A 15,383-nucleotide genomic window follows, 5' to 3' on the forward strand; every position below is an offset into this window, starting at 1 on the left:
AAGCCCCTCCGGTGACACTCCGAGACAACTCCGAGTGGCGCCGTCGGGCGGGTTGCACGGAAGAGTACGACGAGGGAGCCGATCATCCAAGAGCCCGCATCGTCCGCGCCCCTGTCCCAGCCGGCCGTCGAGCCGGAGGCCACCAGGCGCGACGCCGACGTCACGGAGAGTTCCCGGGCCAACCGGGGCTGGTGGGACCGCAACGCGGACGAGTACCAGATCGAGCACGGCACGTTCCTCGGAGACGACCGCTTCGTCTGGGGTCCCGAGGGACTGGACGAGGTGGAGGCCGAGCTGCTCGGCCCGGCCGAGGACCTCAAGGGCAAGGACGTCCTGGAGATCGGCGCCGGCGCGGCCCAGTGCTCGCGCTGGCTCGCCGCCCAGGGGGCGCGTCCGGTCGCGCTGGACCTCTCGCACCGCCAGCTCCAGCACGCGCTGCGGATCGGCGGGGCGTTCCCGCTGGTGTGCGCGGACGCCGGGGCGCTGCCCTTCGCGGACGGCTCCTTCGACCTGGCCTGCTCGGCGTACGGGGCGCTGCCCTTCGTGGCCGATCCGGTGCTGGTGCTGCGGGAGGTCCGCCGGGTGCTGCGGCCGGGCGGCCGGTTCGTGTTCTCGGTGACCCACCCGATCCGCTGGGCGTTCCCGGACGAGCCGGGCCCGGAGGGGCTGACCGTCTCGGCCTCGTATTTCGACCGGACGCCGTACGTCGAGGTGGACGAGGGGGGTCGGGCGGTCTACGTCGAGCACCACCGCACGCTGGGCGACCGGGTCCGTGACATCGCCGCGGCCGGTTTCCGCCTGGTCGACGTGGCGGAGCCGGAGTGGCCGGTGTGGAACACCTCCGAGTGGGGCGGCTGGTCCCCGCTGCGCGGCAACCTGATCCCGGGCACGGCGATCTTCGTCTGCGCACGGGACTGAGGCGTCGTACGGGACGGACCCGTCGTACGACACTAGGGGTGTGATCCTCCGTGACGACGCCCTGGCCGCGCTGCCCGTGCGCGCCGCCCTGCCCGCCCTGGACGAGGCTCTGGACGGGCACGGCACCGCCGTCCTGGCCGCGCCGCCCGGTACCGGCAAGACGACGCTCGTCCCGCTGGCGCTGGCCGGGCTGCTGGGCGAGGGGCCGGCGCGGCGGGTGGTCGTGGCCGAGCCGCGGCGGATCGCGGCGCGGGCGGCGGCCCGGCGGATGGCGTGGCTGCTCGGCGAGAAGGCCGGCGACAGCGTCGGGTTCACCGTGCGCGGGGAGCGGGTCGTCGGGCGGCACACGCGCGTGGAGGTCGTCACGACGGGTGTCCTGCTGCAGCGGCTCCAGCGCGACCAGGAGCTGGCCGGTGTGGACGTCGTCGTGCTCGACGAGTGCCACGAGCGGCATCTGGACGCGGACACCTCGGCCGCCTTCCTGTGGGACGTACGGCAGACGCTGCGGCCCGAGCTGCGGCTGGTGGCCGCCTCCGCGACGACCGACACGCAGGGGTGGGCGCGGCTGCTGGGCGGGGCGCCGGTGGTGGAGTCCCACGGGTCGGCGTACGACGTGGAGGTGGTCTGGGCTCCCCCGGTCCGTCCGGTACGGCCGCCGCACGGGATGCGGGTGGATCCGGCGCTGTTGGCGCACGTGGCGTCGGTGGTGCGGCGGGCGCTGGCCGAGCGGTCCGGGGACGTGCTGTGCTTCCTGCCGGGCGTCGGGGAGATCGCGCGGGTCGCCGGGCAGCTCGGGGTCCTGGACGGGGTGGACGTGCTCCAGGTGCACGGGCGGGCGCCGGCCGCCGTGCAGGACGCGGTGCTGGCCCCGGGCGAGCGGCGGCGGGTGGTGCTGGCGACCTCCGTCGCGGAGTCCTCGCTGACGGTTCCCGGGGTGCGGGTGGTCGTCGACTCGGGGCTGGCGCGGGAGCCGCGGGTGGACCATGCGCGCGGGCTGAGCGCGCTGGCGACCGTACGGGCCTCGCGGGCGGCGGCGCGGCAGCGGGCGGGGCGGGCCGGGCGGGAGGCGCCGGGGGTGGTGTACCGGTGCTGGACGGAGGCGGAGGACGCCCGTCTGCCGCGTTTCCCCGCGCCGGAGATCAAGGTGGCCGACCTCACCGCGTTCGCCCTCCAGGCGGCCTGCTGGGGCGATCCCGGGGCGTCGGGGCTGGCGCTGCTGGATCCGCCGCCGGGTGGGGCGATGGCGGCGGCGCGGAGTCTGCTGACGGCTGTGCAGGCGGTCGACTCCGTCGGTCGGGCCACGGACAAGGGGATTCGGCTGGCCCGGCTGGGACTGCACCCCCGGCTGGGGCGGGCCTTGCTGGACGGCGCCTCGTCGGTGGGCGTGGAGCGCGCCGCGGAGGTCGTCGCCCTGTTGAGCGAGGAGGCTCCGCGGGAGTACGGGGATGATCTGGCCGCCGCTTTGCGGAGTGTCCGGCGTGGGGGTGACGCCTATGCGGCGCGGTGGCGGGCGGAGGTGCGGCGACTGCGGCACGTCTTCGCGGACCTTTCCCACCCACCCGCCCATGGCTCCTCGCTGGAAGGCGGGCGCCGGGCCGGACCGGGTGCCCCCGACGATCAGGTCGCCGGGCTCGTCGCCGCCCTCGCCTTTCCCGAGCGTGTCGCCAAGGCTGACGGCGGTTCGTACCTCATGGTCTCCGGGACCCGTGCCGAACTCCCCGAGGGCTCGCCCCTGCGCGGCTCTCCCTGGCTCGCCGTCGCCGTCGCCGACCGGCCGTTGGGGAAGGGGCACGCGCGTGTGCAGCTCGCGGCGGTGGTGGACGAGGAGGTGGCGCGCGGGGCCGCCGGTGCGTTGCTCGACGAGCGGGACGAGGTGCGCTGGGCGGACGGGGACGTCGTCGCGCGGCGGGTCGAGCGGCTCGGGGCGGTGGAGGTGACGGTGCGTCCGCTGCGGGACGCCGACGCCGGTCTCGTACGGGACGCCCTGGTGGAGGGCCTCCGGCAGGAGGGTCTCGGGCTGTTGCGGTGGTCCGCGGAGGCGCGGACGCTGCGGCAGCGGCTGGCGTTCCTGCGGCTGCATCGGGGGGAGCCGTGGCCCGAGGTGTCGGACGAGGCGCTGCACGCGCGCGTGGACGAATGGCTGGAACCCGAACTGGGCCGGGCCCGGCGGCGGGCGGACCTGGGCCGGATCGACGCCGGGGAGGGGCTCGCGCGGCTGCTGCCCTGGGCGTCCGGGGAGGCGGCCCGGCTGGACGAGCTGGCGCCGCAGCGGATCACCGTGCCGAGCGGGTCCGGGATCCGGATCGACTACACGGATCCCGCGCGGCCGGTCCTGGCGGTGAAGGTGCAGGAGATGTTCGGGCTCCAGGAGTCCCCTCGGATCGCCGGGGTGCCGCTGCTGGTGCATCTGCTGTCGCCCGCCGGGCGGCCGGCCGCCGTCACCGCCGATCTGGCGTCCTTCTGGAAGGACGGGTACCGGGGTGTGCGGGCGGAGTTGCGGGGGCGGTACCCGAAGCATCCGTGGCCGGAGGACCCGACCACCGCCGAGCCGACGCGGCACACCAACGCACGACTCAGAGGGTAAAGGCCCGGCCACTCAGCAGGCCGAACGGCCGACGGCCCCGCCGCCGGCGTCTCGGCGCTCAGGCCGTCACCGGTTCCCGTTCGGACGTTCTTGCCCTTGGTGGGCCCGTCGGGCGGCGGTCGCGGGCCTCCAGCCAGAGGGCCAGGGCGAGCAGCAGGGCGCCGAGGGTGAGGCAGCCCCAGGGGATGTAGGACGTCATGAGCAGGACCAGGGTGCGGTTGTGCTTGACGAGGGCGACGGTGTGCTCGGTGTAGTCCTCGCGCATCTTCACATGGCCCGCGAACGCGGTGACCTTGGCCCGGTCGCCGAGGAGGGTGCCGCCGCGCAGTTCCTCCTTGTGGATCTCCTCGCCGTAGACGGGTGCGCCGGTGAGCGGTTCCACCCAGAACCTGCGGACCGTCGTGTACCAGCGGGTGGTGCCGGTCCTGGCCACGGTCTCGGGGGTGATGCCGGCGACGGGCATGGTCTTCGGCATGGAGACCTTGGTCCAGGGGATGGTCTGCTCGAAGTAGTAGACCTTCACCCCGCGGAAGTCCTGGGTGCCCTTGTAGTGGATGGGGTTGCTGGTGCGGGTCTGGGCGTCGAAGTACTCGTAGTCGCGTTTCTCGGTCAGGAAGGGCCACTTGAACTCGATGCCCTCGCGGCGGACCGGGTCGCCGTCGACGGATTCCCCGGTGGCGTGGACGGGCTCCTGGGTGTGGGCGTCGAAGATGTAGCGCTCGGGGACCTTGGAGACCATCTTGCCGTCGGGGCCCTGGATGTAGGACAGGCCGTCCCAGACGACGACGTCCCGGCCGGCGGTCTTCTCGATCTTCTCGGAGGCCGCCACATCACCCTTGAGGGTCTGCACGATCGTCACCTTGGGGACCGTGCGGGCGGTCATGGTGCCGTAGTCGAGGAGAGTGGCGTTCTTCGCCTCCAGGACCATCGTCTGGTATTCGTTCGCCGGGATCTTGGCCAGGCGCGGGAAGGCGTACCAGCGCACGAGCGGGGCCAGCGCCGCGAAGAACACGGCGAGGGCGAGCAGGACCAGGCTTGCCTTGCGGCGCATCTCGGCCTCCCTCCGGGGCGGTTACGGGTGTGCGGGCACCGTCGTCAGCAGCGGCTTCGGTGAGGTCTTGCCGGTGGGTGTGCCGAGCGCGGTGAGGGTGAGGACGAGGGCGAGCGCGACGGCGAGACCGGTCGCGGCGGCGATCAGGGCGCGCATGTCGGGCCTCCCGGAGCTGACGGGACGTCAGGTTGCGGCACCGTAGCAACCGGCGCGTGAGATGAGAACACGTCGGACAGCACTGCGGCGCCCCTCCGTCGGGAAGGGCGCCGCAGTGGCCGTAAGGGAGTTGGTGCGTGAGGGCTACGACCCCGAGGCCGACGTCGATGCCGACGCGCTCGCCGAGGCGTCGGCGCTCGCGCTCGATCCGGCGGTGGCGCTGTCGCTCGGGGACGGGCTCGTGCTCGTCGATTCGCTGGGCGTCGGGTCCGGGTCCGGGGTGGTGGACGCGGCGGCCGTGACGGTCAGTTCGACCGTGAGGGTCGCTCCGCCGGTGGTCGTGATGCGCAGCAGGTAGGTGCCGGCGGTGTCGTCCGCGTACAGCTTGGGCAGCTGCAACACGCCGTCCGCGTCGGTCAGGAGGTCCGTGAGGGTGCGGACGGGGTTGCCGGAGGCGTCCTTGAAGTAGGGGCCCTTGTCGTTGGCGGTCGGGTCGTCGGCCGAGGTGATCAGGGTGGCGGTCGCGGCGACCTTGTCGGCGACGGCGCCCTTGTAGGTGGCCTTCACCGCGACCTGGTCGGCGAACTCGCCGCCGGCGACAGCGGTCGGCGCGGTGTCGGCGGTGCGGGCGAGGGCGTCGGCGGCGCGCGCGGTGACGGTGGCCTTGTAGTCGACGGCGGTGATCGTGCGGCCCACGAGGGTGGCGCGGACCGTGAACGTGCCGGTCTTCTCACCCGCCTGGAGCGCGGGCGCGACGGCGACGCCCTTGCTGTCGGTGACGACGGTGGCGACGCTCTCGCCGCCGGTGAACGCGAGATCGGTGTCACCGACGATGGTGAAGCGGACCCTGACCTTGGCGACGGCCTTGCCGGCCGCGGTCTCCGCGCGGGTGCTGACCTTCGCGCTGAAGGCGTCGCCCGCCATGGCGGTGAGCTTGGTCGTGCCGCCGGCGTTCTCGAGGTGGTCCACCGTGTCGGTCGGCGTGGGCGCCGGGGTGCTCGGCGTCGAGGGGGTGCTGGGCGTGCTCGGCGTCGAGGGCGTGCTGGGCGTCGACGGGGTGGACGGCGTGCTCGGGTCGTCGCTGCGGTCGGAGGGCACGGTGCCGGTGCCGTCGGGGATGGAGTGGGTGCCCTTGCGGTAGTACTCCAGCCACGAGATGACGGTGTTGTAGTAGTCCGTCGAGTTGTTGTAGCTGAGGATCGCGCTGCGCATGCCCGAGGTGGTGGACATGTCCCAGCTGTAGCGGCACAGGTAGTGGCCGGCGGCGAGCGCGGCGTCGTAGATGTTGTTGGGGTCCTTCTTGCCGTCGCCGTTGCCGTCGCGGCCCGCCCAGGCCCAGGTGGAGGGGATGAACTGCATGGGGCCGACGGCGCGGTCGTAGGTGCTGTCGCCGTCGTAGGCGCCGTTGTCGGTGTCGCTGATGTTCGCGAAGCCGTTGCCGTTGAGGACCGGGCCGAGGATCGGGGTGATGGTGGTGCCGTCGGCGGTGACGTTGCCGCCGCGGGCCTGGCCCGACTCGACCTTGCCGATGGCGGCGAGGAGTTGCCACGGCAGGTTGCAGCCGGGCTTGGACTGCGCGAGTTCCGCCTCGGCCTTCTTGTAGGCGTCCAGGACGGTCGCGGGGATGCCCGCCTCGGAGCTGCCGGTGCCGACCGGGCTGGTGGTGGCGCTCGAGCTGGGTGCGGGGTTCGGGCTGTTCAGCGGCGGCAGGTCCGTGTAGTACGGCGAGTTGCCGGTGGCGCTGCCGTCGGTGCTCGCCTCCGCGGCCGCTGGGGTGTCGGCGGCGGTCTGTCCACTGCCGCTCCCGCTCACACCGCCGGCCGTGACGTCCGGTGCCTGGGACGCGGCCAGGGCCGCGACCGCCAGTGCGGCCACGGTGGTGTTGACCGCTCCCTTGCGCAGCCTCCTGCCGAAATGCGCCGACGACATGAAGCGAACCCCTCCCGTGGACGCCCGGCGTCCGTGTCCGTGTGCGCCACGCCCGTGTTGGCTGTGACGACCCCTGCGGCTGTTGTGACGATCGGACCGCCCCGAGGGTTGCACCCGGAGCGCCCGTCTGGGTCTGTTCTTTTGTTCGACTGCCCGCGGCGGCACGGCAATCCCAGCGACCCTACGACAACTTCTTTTGCACCGGCACCCGTTCGCACCTCCATTTCACCGGTTGGCCGGGTTCCGTTCGTCCGGGAACCACTGCCGCATACTGGACGTCTTCTGTGACCGTGTCGGTCCGGACCCCCACCCTCCGCCTCCGGGAGCCGTGTTGCCGTTCACTCTGAGTCATGCGGCGGCGGTGCTGCCCGGGGTACGCGCCGACGGGACCGGCCGTGGACGGCTGGTACCGGCCGTTCTCGTGGCGGGTTCGTTCGCGCCCGATCTGACCTACTACGCGGCGAGTGTCCTGTCCGGGGCGATGGGTTTCGGCGACGTCACGCACTCCTTCCCCGGTGTGTTCACCGTCGACGTGGTCATCGCCTGGGCGCTGGTGGGGCTCTGGCTGCTGCTGCGCGAGCCGCTGGTGGCGCTGCTGCCGCCGGCGCGGCAGGCGCGGACGGCCGCGCTGACCCGGTGCGGTGCGCCCCGCGCGCGCGTGCGGGCCTCCACCGTGGCGTGGTGGTACGTCTCCGCGGTGCTCGGCGCGTCGACGCATGTGGTGTGGGACGCGTTCACGCATCCGGACCGCTGGGGCATGCGGCTGTTCCCGGTGCTGGGCGAGACGGTGGCCGGTTCGCCGCTGTACTGGTATCTCCAGTACGGCGGGTCGGCCGTGGCCGCCGTGGTGATCGCCGCGTTCGTCGTGCACGCGCTGCGGTGCGCGCCGGCGGACGGGCCGGTCGGGGTGCCGGCGCTGTCCGCGCGGGACCGGTGGACGGCGGCGGCGGTGATCGGCGGGTGCGCTGTGGCCGGGGCCGTGCAGCGGGTGTCGCGGTGGTGGACCTCCTGGGAGTCACGCGGCGCGAAGCCGTGGGAGCTGGTCCCGACGGTCTGCTTCGGGGCGGGCGCGGGCCTGGTGCTGGGGCTGCTGCTGTACGCCGTCGGCGTGCGCGTGTGGCGTCCGGTCGCCGGGGGCGCGGCGGGCGGGCCGGTGGAGGTCAGCGTGGGGCGGAGCCGTCAGGACGTGCGCTGAGGGACGTCGGCGTCGCGACGAAGACGGTGATACGGCGGGTCGGCTTCCGTCGGTGTGGACGGCCGAGGGTGGCCCGTGCGAGGGCGAGGTAGGCGCGGGTCTGCTCGGCCCACAGGCGCGGGGTGGCACCGAAGCCGCACCGGGTGCCGGGGACGCGGGCGGTGGAGGCACCGGGCGCCAGGGCGGGGAGCCGGTGCCGGGGAGGGGCCGGGTCGCGGTCACCCTGTGTGTCTGCGGTCGCCGTGCCCGGGGTGGGGGCCGTCCGGCGGTGGTGCGTACGTATACCCATGGCGGCATCGTGGCGGGCCGGGACGGTGGGAGGCGTGTTCTCGGGGGCCACGTGGGTGAGGGCCCTTCGGGGGATGTACCGGGGGTGACGGGTGGCGGGGCAGAAGGGGTACGGGAAGGGGCCCTGTCCGTGCCGACAGGGCCCCTCGATGCTCGCCCGGGAGGTGGGGAGACAGCTCCCCGCGGGTCCCCGCTCTCCCGCCGGAGGCTAGTGCGCCGCCGACTCCCAGTCGGAGCCCGCGCCCACCGAGACGTCCAGCGGGGCCCTGAGGTGGACCGCGCCCGCCATCTCGCGGCGGACGATCTCCTCCACGGCCGCGTGCTCGCCGGGCGCGATCTCCAGGACGATTTCGTCGTGGACCTGGAGCAGCATGCGGGAGGTGAGGTCCGCGGCGCGCAGCGCGCCGTCCACCTTGAGCATGGCGATCTTGACGATGTCGGCCGCGGTGCCCTGGATGGGCGCGTTGAGGGCCATGCGTTCGGCTGCCTCGCGGCGCTGGCGGTTGTCGCTGTTGAGGTCGGGGAGGTAGCGGCGGCGGCCGAAGAGGGTCGCCGTGTAGCCGGTCGCCCGGGCCTCGTCGACGGCGCGGCGCAGATAGTCGCGGACGCCGCCGAAGCGCTCGAAGTAGGCGTCCATCAGGGCGCGGGCCTCGCCCGCCTCGATGTTGAGCTGCTGGGAGAGACCGAACGCCGACAGGCCGTAGGCCAGGCCGTACGACATGGCCTTGATCTTGCGGCGCATCTCCGCGTCCACCGCGCCCGGTGCGACGGCGAAGACCTGGGAGGCGGCCGTGGTGTGCAGGTCCTCGCCGGAGGTGAAGGCCTGGATGAGTCCCTCGTCCTCGGAGAGGTGGGCCATCACACGCAGTTCGATCTGGCTGTAGTCGGCGGTCATCAGGGACTCGAACCCCTCGCCGACGACGAAGCCGCGGCGGATCGCGCGGCCCTCGTCCGTGCGGACCGGGATGTTCTGGAGGTTGGGGTCCGTGGAGGACAGCCGGCCGGTCGCGGCGACCGTCTGGTTGAACGTGGTGTGGATCCGGCCGTCGGCGGCGATCGTCTTGATCAGGCCCTCGACGGTGACGCGGAGCTTCGCCTGCTCGCGGTGGCGGAGCATGATGACGGGCAGTTCGTTGTCCGTCTGGCCGGCGAGCCAGGCCAGGGCGTCGGCGTCGGTGGTGTAACCGGTCTTGGTCTTCTTCGTCTTGGGCAGGGCCAGTTCACCGAAGAGGACCTCCTGGAGCTGCTTGGGCGAGCCCAGGTTGAACTCGTGCCCCGCGGCCGCGTGCGCCTCCTTCACGGCCTGCTGGACGGCGCCCGCGAACATCTGCTCCATGGCCTCGAGATGGGCGCGGTCGGCGGCGATGCCGTGCCGCTCCATACGGGCGAGCAGGGTGGAGGTGGGCAGCTCCATGTCCTGGAGCAGGTCGGCCGCGCCGACCTCCTCGAGCTTGTCGCGGAAGGCCTCGCCGAGGTCGAGGATCGCGCGGGCCTGCACCATGAGGGCCTCGGCCTCGGCGCCGTCGTCCGCGCCGAAGGCGAGCTGGCCGTCGGCCGTGGCGGCGGGGGCCAGCTCGCGGCCCAGGTACTCCAGGGAGAGCGCGTCGAGGTCGAAGGAGCGGCGGCCCGGCTTGACCAGGTAGGCGGCGAGGGCGGTGTCCATGCGGACGCCGGCGACGGACCAGCCGTGCTCGGCGGACACCCGCATCGCGCCCTTGGCGTTGTGCAGGACCTTCGGGCGGTCCGCGTCGGCGAGCCAGGCCGCCCAGGCCCGCTCGTCGGCCTCGTCGAGCTGGGTGGGGTCGAACCAGGCGGCGGGGCCGTCGGCGGCGGCCAGCGCGATCTCGGCGACCGAGCCGGTGCCCAGCGCCCAGGTGTCGACGGTGGCGACGCCGAGGGGCTGCCCGGCGTGGCCGGCGAGCCAGTCGGCCAGCTCGCCGGTGCCCAGCACGGTGCCGTCCAGTTCGACGCCCGCGGTGACCACCGGGGTCGTCTCGGCCTCGGCGCCGCCCGGGTCGACGGCGAGGAGCCGCTCGCGCAGGGAGGGGTTCCTGATCTCCAGGGTGTCCAGGACCATCGCGACGGCCGTGCGGTCGTACGGGGCACGCTCGAGGTCGGTGACCGTCTTCGGCAGGTCGACCGTGCGGACCATCTCGGTGAGGCGGCGGTTGAGCTTGACGGCCTCCAGGTGGTCGCGGAGGTTCTGGCCGGCCTTGCCCTTGACCTCCTCGACGCGCTCGACGAGGTCCGCGAACGAGCCGAACTGGTTGATCCACTTCGCGGCGGTCTTCTCGCCGACGCCGGGGATGCCCGGGAGGTTGTCGGACGGGTCGCCGCGCAGCGCCGCGAAGTCGGGGTACTGGGCGGGCGTCAGGCCGTACTTCTCGACGACCTTCTCCGGGGTGAACCGGGTCAGCTCCGAGACGCCCTTCGTCGGGTAGAGCACGGTGGTGTGCTCGGTGACGAGCTGGAAGGAGTCGCGGTCGCCGGTGACGATCAGCACCTCGAAGCCCGCGGCCTCGGCCTGGGTGGCGAGGGTGGCGATGACGTCGTCGGCCTCGAAGCCGTCGACCGCGAACCGCGAGACGTGCATCGCGTCGAGCAGTTCGCCGATCAGCTCGACCTGGCCCTTGAACTCGTCCGGGGTCTTGGAGCGGTTCGCCTTGTACTCGGTGAACTCCTCGGAGCGCCAGGTCTTGCGGGAGACGTCGAAGGCGACCGCGAAGTGCGTGGGCGCCTCGTCACGCAGGGTGTTGGCCAGCATCGACGCGAAGCCGTAGATCGCGTTCGTCGGCTGGCCGGTCGCGGTGGTGAAGTTCTCCGCGGGCAGCGCGAAGAACGCGCGGTAGGCCAGCGAGTGCCCGTCCATGAGCATCAGGCGCGGGCGGGCGCCGGCGTCGGGGGTCTCGGTCTTCTTCGATGCTGTCTCTGCCACGCCCCCGATCCTGCCACGCCCCACTGACACTCGGCCCCGCCCACGGTCCGCGCGCACCGACGCGCCGTGACCGCGTGGTCACGACACCTCGAGAGCGTTGCCCCTTCCGCAACCATTGCTCTATACGCAACCATGAAGGGGGTCCTCGCCCGCCCGGCCGCCGTGACCGTCGGCGCCCCGTGCGAGGATTCGCACGCGTGTCGCACACGGCACCGGCGCACACCGCAGGACAAAGGGGAGGGTGCGATGGCAACCAGGCCGCCCGAGGCTGATCCGGTCCAGGACGTGCCGGAGGTCACCGAGCCGAAGCACGCGGCGGCGGGTCTGCCGGCCGTCGGACACTCCCTGCGGATCGCCCAGCAGCAGATGGGGGTCCGGCGCACCGCGCTGACGCTGCTGCGGGTCAACCAGAAGAACGGCTTCGACTGCCCCGGCTGCGCCTGGCCCGAGCCGGACCACCGGCACGCCGCCGAGTTCTGCGAGAACGGCGCGAAGGCGGTCGCGGAGGAGGCGACCCTGCGCCGGGTCACGCCGGAGTTCTTCGCCGCCCACCCCGTCGCCGACCTCGCCACGCGCAGCGGCTACTGGCTCGGCCAGCAGGGTCGGCTCACCCATCCCATGTACCTCCCCGAGGGCGGCACGCACTACGAGCCGGTCGCCTGGGAGCGCGCCTTCGACATCATCGCCGAGGAGACGGCCGCGCTCGCCTCGCCCGACGAGGCCGTCTTCTACACCTCGGGCCGCACCAGCAACGAGGCCGCGTTCCTCTACCAGCTCTTCGCGCGCGAGCTCGGCACGAACAACCTGCCGGACTGCTCCAACATGTGCCACGAGTCCTCCGGCTCGGCCCTGTCGGAGACCATCGGCATCGGCAAGGGCAGCGTCCTGCTGGAGGACCTGTACCAGGCCGACCTGATCATCGTCGCCGGCCAGAACCCGGGCACCAACCACCCGCGGATGCTCTCCGCCCTGGAGAAGGCCAAGGCCGGCGGCGCACGGATCATCAGCGTCAACCCGCTGCCCGAGGCGGGCCTGGAGCGGTTCAAGAACCCGCAGACCCCGCAGGGCATGCTCAGGGGCGCCGCCCTCAACGACCTGTTCCTCCAGATCCGCATCGGCGGCGACCAGGCCCTGTTCCGGCTGCTGAACAAGCTGGTCCTGGAGACCGGGGGCGCCCTCGACGAGGCGTTCATCGCCGAGCACACCCATGGCTTCGAGGAGTTCGCCGAGGCCGCCCGCGCCGCCGACTGGGACGAGACGCTCACCGCGACGGGCCTCACGCGCGCGGAGATCGAGGAGACCCTGCGCATGGTGCTCGCCTCGAAGCGCACCATCGTCTGCTGGGCGATGGGCCTCACCCAGCACAAGCACTCCGTGCCGACCATCCGCGAGGTGGTCAACTTCCTGCTGCTGCGCGGCAACATCGGCCGCCCGGGCGCGGGTGTGTGCCCGGTGCGCGGCCACTCCAACGTCCAGGGCGACCGCACCATGGGCATCTTCGAACGGCCGGCCCCGGCCTTCCTGGACGCCCTGGAGAAGGAGTTCGGCTTCGCGCCCCCGCGCGGGCACGGCTTCGACGTGGTGCGTGCCATCCGCGCCCTGCGCGACGGCGAGGCGAAGCTGTTCTTCGCCATGGGCGGCAACTTCGTCGCCGCCTCCCCCGACACCGAGGTCACCGAGGCGGCCATGCGGCGCGCCCGGCTGACGGTGCACGTGTCGACCAAGCTGAACCGCTCGCACGTCGTCACGGGCGCGCGTGCCCTGATCCTGCCGACGCTCGGACGCACCGAGCGCGATCTCCAGGGCGGCGGCGAGCAGTTCGTCACCGTCGAGGACTCCATGGGCATGGTCCACGCCTCGCGGGGCCGGCTGGCGCCCGCGAGCGACCAGCTGCTGTCCGAGCCCGCCATCGTCAGCCGGCTGGCCCGCCGGGTGCTCGGCGCGGACAGCAAGGTGCCGTGGGAGGAGTTCGAGAAGGACTACGCGACGATCCGCGACCGGATAGCCCGCGTGATACCCGGCTTCGAGGACTTCAACGCGCGCGTGGCCCGCCCGGGAGGCTTCACCCTCCCGCACGCCCCGCGCGACGAGCGCCGCTTCCCGACCGCCACCGGCAAGGCCAACTTCACCGCCGCGCCGGTCGAGTACCCGAAGCTGCCCGAGGGCCGGCTGCTGCTGCAGACGCTGCGCTCGCACGACCAGTACAACACCACGATCTACGGCCTCGACGACCGCTACCGGGGGATCAGGAACGGCCGCCGGGTCGTCCTGGTCAACGCCGAGGACGCGCGCGCACTGGGGATCGCGGACGGTGCGTACGTGGACCTGGTCGGCGAGTGGGAGGACGGGGTGGAGCGGCGGGCCCCCGGTTTCCGGGTCGTGCTGTACCCGACCACCCGGGGCTGCGCGGCCGCCTACTACCCGGAGACGAACGTGCTGGTGCCGCTGGACGCCACCGCCGACACGAGCAACACCCCGGCCAGCAAGTCCGTCGTGGTGCGTCTGGAACAATCGTCGACCGACTGAGCGTTTGCTCAGTGACTGGACCCGGATCGACGAACGGAGCCCGGCCCCATGGGCGAGCAGCAGCACGTGAAGTTCCCACCGGAGGTCATCGCGGAGTACGCCGCGCTCGGCATCGACATCGTGGCCCTGTTCTCGGCCGGACACCTCGGCTCCCGCATGGGCGTGGAGATCGTCGAGGCCTCCGCGGACCGGGTCGTCGGCACCATGCCGGTGGAGGGCAACACCCAGCCGTACGGCCTGCTGCACGGCGGCGCCTCCGCGGTGCTGGCCGAGACCCTCGGCTCGGTCGGGTCGATGCTGCACGGCGGCAGCTCCAAGATCGCCGTCGGGGTCGACCTGAACTGCACCCATCACCGGGGCGTCCGCTCCGGGCTGGTCACCGGCGTGGCCACGCCCGTGCACCAGGGGCGGTCCACGGCGACGTACGAGATCGTGATCAGCGACGAGGAGGGACGCCGGGTGTGCACCGCCCGGCTGACCTGTCTGCTGCGGGACGCCCCCACGGCCGGCTGACGCCCCCGGAGCGGGCCGACAGTCCCGCAGCGGGCCGGCCGCCCCCAAGACGACGCGCCGCGAGGCCCGTTGCCCCCTGGCGCCCCGGCACCCTAGCGTCGGGGCATGACCACGGGAGGCGCGGGCGGAGCGCGGGCGGCGGCACGGCTGGCGGGCTGGGTGCTGCTCGCCTCGCTCTCGGCGGCCGCCTGCGGCGACACCGCCCGAAGCGAGGCCCACGCCGCCTCCGCCCCCTCCTCCGTCTCCCCGTCCACCACGTCGCCCGAGGAGCTGTGCACACGCGTGGTCGCCCACTGGTCCCGCGAGGTCCTGGACAGCCACACCTACGGCGACTACCAGTCGATGGGGCTCTCCAACGGCCAGTACGACATCCTGCGGAGCGTCGTGGACGCGGCACGGGCCGAGAAGAAGCGCGAAGGGGCCGCGGCCGCCGACGCGTTGATCGACCGCGAGGCCCGCACGGGCTGCGAGGACTGGTACCGCTCCGGCGGCCCGGGCGAAGGCGCCTGGCGGTGAGCGGCGTCGGCCCGGTCGAGCCCGGCGAGGGCACGCACGCGTGGGACACGCACCCGGCGGAACCCCCGGCCGACGCCCCCGCTCCCCCGCGCACCCCCCTGATCCGTCTGCGCGGCTTCCTCGCGGACCACCGCAGATCCGCCCTGGCCGCCCTTCTCACCGTCGGCCTGCTCGCCCTCTGCGGCCTTCTCTACGCGACCCGGCCCCAGGAGCGGGAACCAGCCACCTCCCCACCGCCGTTCCCCGCCCAGGTCGTCGACGTCACCTACATCGGCGCACACACCGTGCCACCCGGCACCCGACCGCACACCCTCGCCTTCGAGGTGCTGCTGAGCGTGGATTCCGGCCCGCCGGTCACGGTGACCCGGGTGTCCCAGCCGTACGCCGGTGTCTCCCTCACCTCGGCGCCCCGGGCCCCGTTCCGCACGGAAGCGGGCTCCGCCCGCAAGATCGTGATCACCATGCATGTGGCGGAATGCGGGAAAGTACCGGAGAATGCCGGGCTTCCTTTCATCGACGTAACTCTGCGTAATACGCGTGCAATACAAGTGCAGAGTTTCATCCTGGGACCTCGCTATGCGCAGGACCTCTCCCGGGCCCTGCAAGTCGCCTGCAGCAACGAATCCGCGTAATCACCAAAACGCCCGAGACGCCTGAACACACCAGGGTTCATCCTGCGCGTTCTCACCATGCGGACAGGGCGAATCGGCCTGAAATTCGCTGTTCCACCCGCCAAGTACCGCTCTGCATTACCTCGTGTCATAACAAGAGA

12 protein-coding genes are annotated in these 15,383 nt (G+C 72.9%); 7 read left to right on the forward strand and 5 right to left on the reverse strand.

Annotation, left to right across the window (positions count from 1 at the left end; all coding sequences use genetic code 11):
- Positions 1-81: 81 nt before the first annotated feature.
- Positions 82-918 carry a class I SAM-dependent methyltransferase gene (locus ACYQ8Q_RS12375; RefSeq protein WP_460073277.1) on the forward strand — a complete coding sequence of 279 codons (837 nt, stop codon included), beginning with the start codon at positions 82-84 and terminating at the stop codon, positions 916-918.
- Positions 919-961: 43 nt separating this feature from the next.
- The gene (gene hrpB, locus ACYQ8Q_RS12380; protein WP_460073278.1) at positions 962-3,502 is read left to right on the forward strand and encodes an ATP-dependent helicase HrpB; all 2,541 of its coding nucleotides are present in this window, start codon (positions 962-964) and stop codon (positions 3,500-3,502) included.
- Positions 3,503-3,560: 58 nt separating this feature from the next.
- On the opposite strand, the gene ACYQ8Q_RS12385 is transcribed toward hrpB, so the two are convergent.
- The 3 genes from ACYQ8Q_RS12385 to ACYQ8Q_RS12395 form a co-directional block, all read right to left on the reverse strand.
- Positions 3,561-4,553, reverse strand: coding sequence for a PorA family protein (locus ACYQ8Q_RS12385; RefSeq protein WP_460064452.1), 993 nt, complete (start codon positions 4,551-4,553; stop codon positions 3,561-3,563).
- A 21-nt stretch (positions 4,554-4,574) separates the two neighbouring features.
- Complete coding sequence (locus tag ACYQ8Q_RS12390) at positions 4,575-4,709, reverse strand: SPW_0924 family protein (protein WP_107472664.1); 135 nt, start codon at positions 4,707-4,709, stop codon at positions 4,575-4,577.
- 144 nt (positions 4,710-4,853) lie between these two features.
- Positions 4,854-6,638, reverse strand: a complete 1,785-nt coding sequence (locus tag ACYQ8Q_RS12395) for a lytic transglycosylase domain-containing protein (protein WP_460064454.1) — start codon at positions 6,636-6,638, stop codon at positions 4,854-4,856.
- A 328-nt stretch (positions 6,639-6,966) separates the two neighbouring features.
- Between ACYQ8Q_RS12395 and ACYQ8Q_RS12400 the strand changes: the two genes are divergently transcribed.
- Positions 6,967-7,833 (forward strand): DUF4184 family protein, encoded by an 867-nt coding sequence (locus tag ACYQ8Q_RS12400; RefSeq protein WP_460064456.1) that lies wholly within the window; start codon positions 6,967-6,969, stop codon positions 7,831-7,833.
- Here ACYQ8Q_RS12400 and ACYQ8Q_RS12405 read toward each other — a convergent pair.
- Positions 7,799-8,122 carry a hypothetical protein gene (locus ACYQ8Q_RS12405; RefSeq protein ID WP_460064458.1) on the reverse strand — a complete coding sequence of 108 codons (324 nt, stop codon included), beginning with the start codon at positions 8,120-8,122 and terminating at the stop codon, positions 7,799-7,801. The genes ACYQ8Q_RS12400 and ACYQ8Q_RS12405 overlap by 35 nt on opposite strands.
- A gap of 207 nt (positions 8,123-8,329) precedes the next feature.
- Positions 8,330-11,056, reverse strand: a complete 2,727-nt coding sequence (polA, locus tag ACYQ8Q_RS12410; RefSeq protein WP_460064459.1) for a DNA polymerase I — start codon at positions 11,054-11,056, stop codon at positions 8,330-8,332.
- A 246-nt stretch (positions 11,057-11,302) separates the two neighbouring features.
- Between polA and ACYQ8Q_RS12415 the strand changes: the two genes are divergently transcribed.
- The 4 genes from ACYQ8Q_RS12415 (at position 11,303) to ACYQ8Q_RS12430 (ending at position 15,243) form a co-directional block, all read left to right on the forward strand.
- The gene (locus ACYQ8Q_RS12415) at positions 11,303-13,582 is read left to right on the forward strand and encodes an FdhF/YdeP family oxidoreductase (RefSeq protein ID WP_460064461.1); all 2,280 of its coding nucleotides are present in this window, start codon (positions 11,303-11,305) and stop codon (positions 13,580-13,582) included.
- Positions 13,583-13,630: 48 nt separating this feature from the next.
- On the forward strand, positions 13,631-14,095 hold the full coding sequence (locus ACYQ8Q_RS12420) for a PaaI family thioesterase (protein ID WP_067245415.1): 465 nt from the start codon (positions 13,631-13,633) through the stop codon (positions 14,093-14,095).
- 105 nt (positions 14,096-14,200) lie between these two features.
- A complete protein-coding gene (locus tag ACYQ8Q_RS12425; protein WP_460064463.1) occupies positions 14,201-14,611 on the forward strand; it encodes a hypothetical protein in 411 nt (136 codons plus the stop codon).
- Positions 14,608-15,243 (forward strand): Tat pathway signal sequence domain protein, encoded by a 636-nt coding sequence (locus tag ACYQ8Q_RS12430; RefSeq protein ID WP_460064465.1) that lies wholly within the window; start codon positions 14,608-14,610, stop codon positions 15,241-15,243. Before ACYQ8Q_RS12425 ends, ACYQ8Q_RS12430 begins: the two co-directional genes overlap by 4 nt.
- Positions 15,244-15,383 lie beyond the last annotated feature (140 nt).

It is taken from the genome of Streptomyces sp. YKOK-I1 (assembly GCF_054660435.1).

Excerpts from the sequence above, each read along its gene's own strand:
- ACYQ8Q_RS12385 (WP_460064452.1), bottom strand. The coding sequence starts at position 4,553 with ATGCGCCGCAAGGCAAGCCTGGTCCTGCTCGCCCTCGCCGTGTTCTTC.
- ACYQ8Q_RS12390 (WP_107472664.1), bottom strand. The coding sequence starts at position 4,709 with ATGCGCGCCCTGATCGCCGCCGCGACCGGTCTCGCCGTCGCGCTCGCC.
- ACYQ8Q_RS12395 (WP_460064454.1), bottom strand. The coding sequence starts at position 6,638 with ATGTCGTCGGCGCATTTCGGCAGGAGGCTGCGCAAGGGAGCGGTCAAC.
- ACYQ8Q_RS12405 (WP_460064458.1), bottom strand. The coding sequence starts at position 8,122 with ATGGGTATACGTACGCACCACCGCCGGACGGCCCCCACCCCGGGCACG.
- ACYQ8Q_RS12415 (WP_460064461.1), top strand. The coding sequence starts at position 11,303 with ATGGCAACCAGGCCGCCCGAGGCTGATCCGGTCCAGGACGTGCCGGAG.
- ACYQ8Q_RS12420 (WP_067245415.1), top strand. The coding sequence starts at position 13,631 with ATGGGCGAGCAGCAGCACGTGAAGTTCCCACCGGAGGTCATCGCGGAG.
- ACYQ8Q_RS12425 (WP_460064463.1), top strand. The coding sequence starts at position 14,201 with ATGACCACGGGAGGCGCGGGCGGAGCGCGGGCGGCGGCACGGCTGGCG.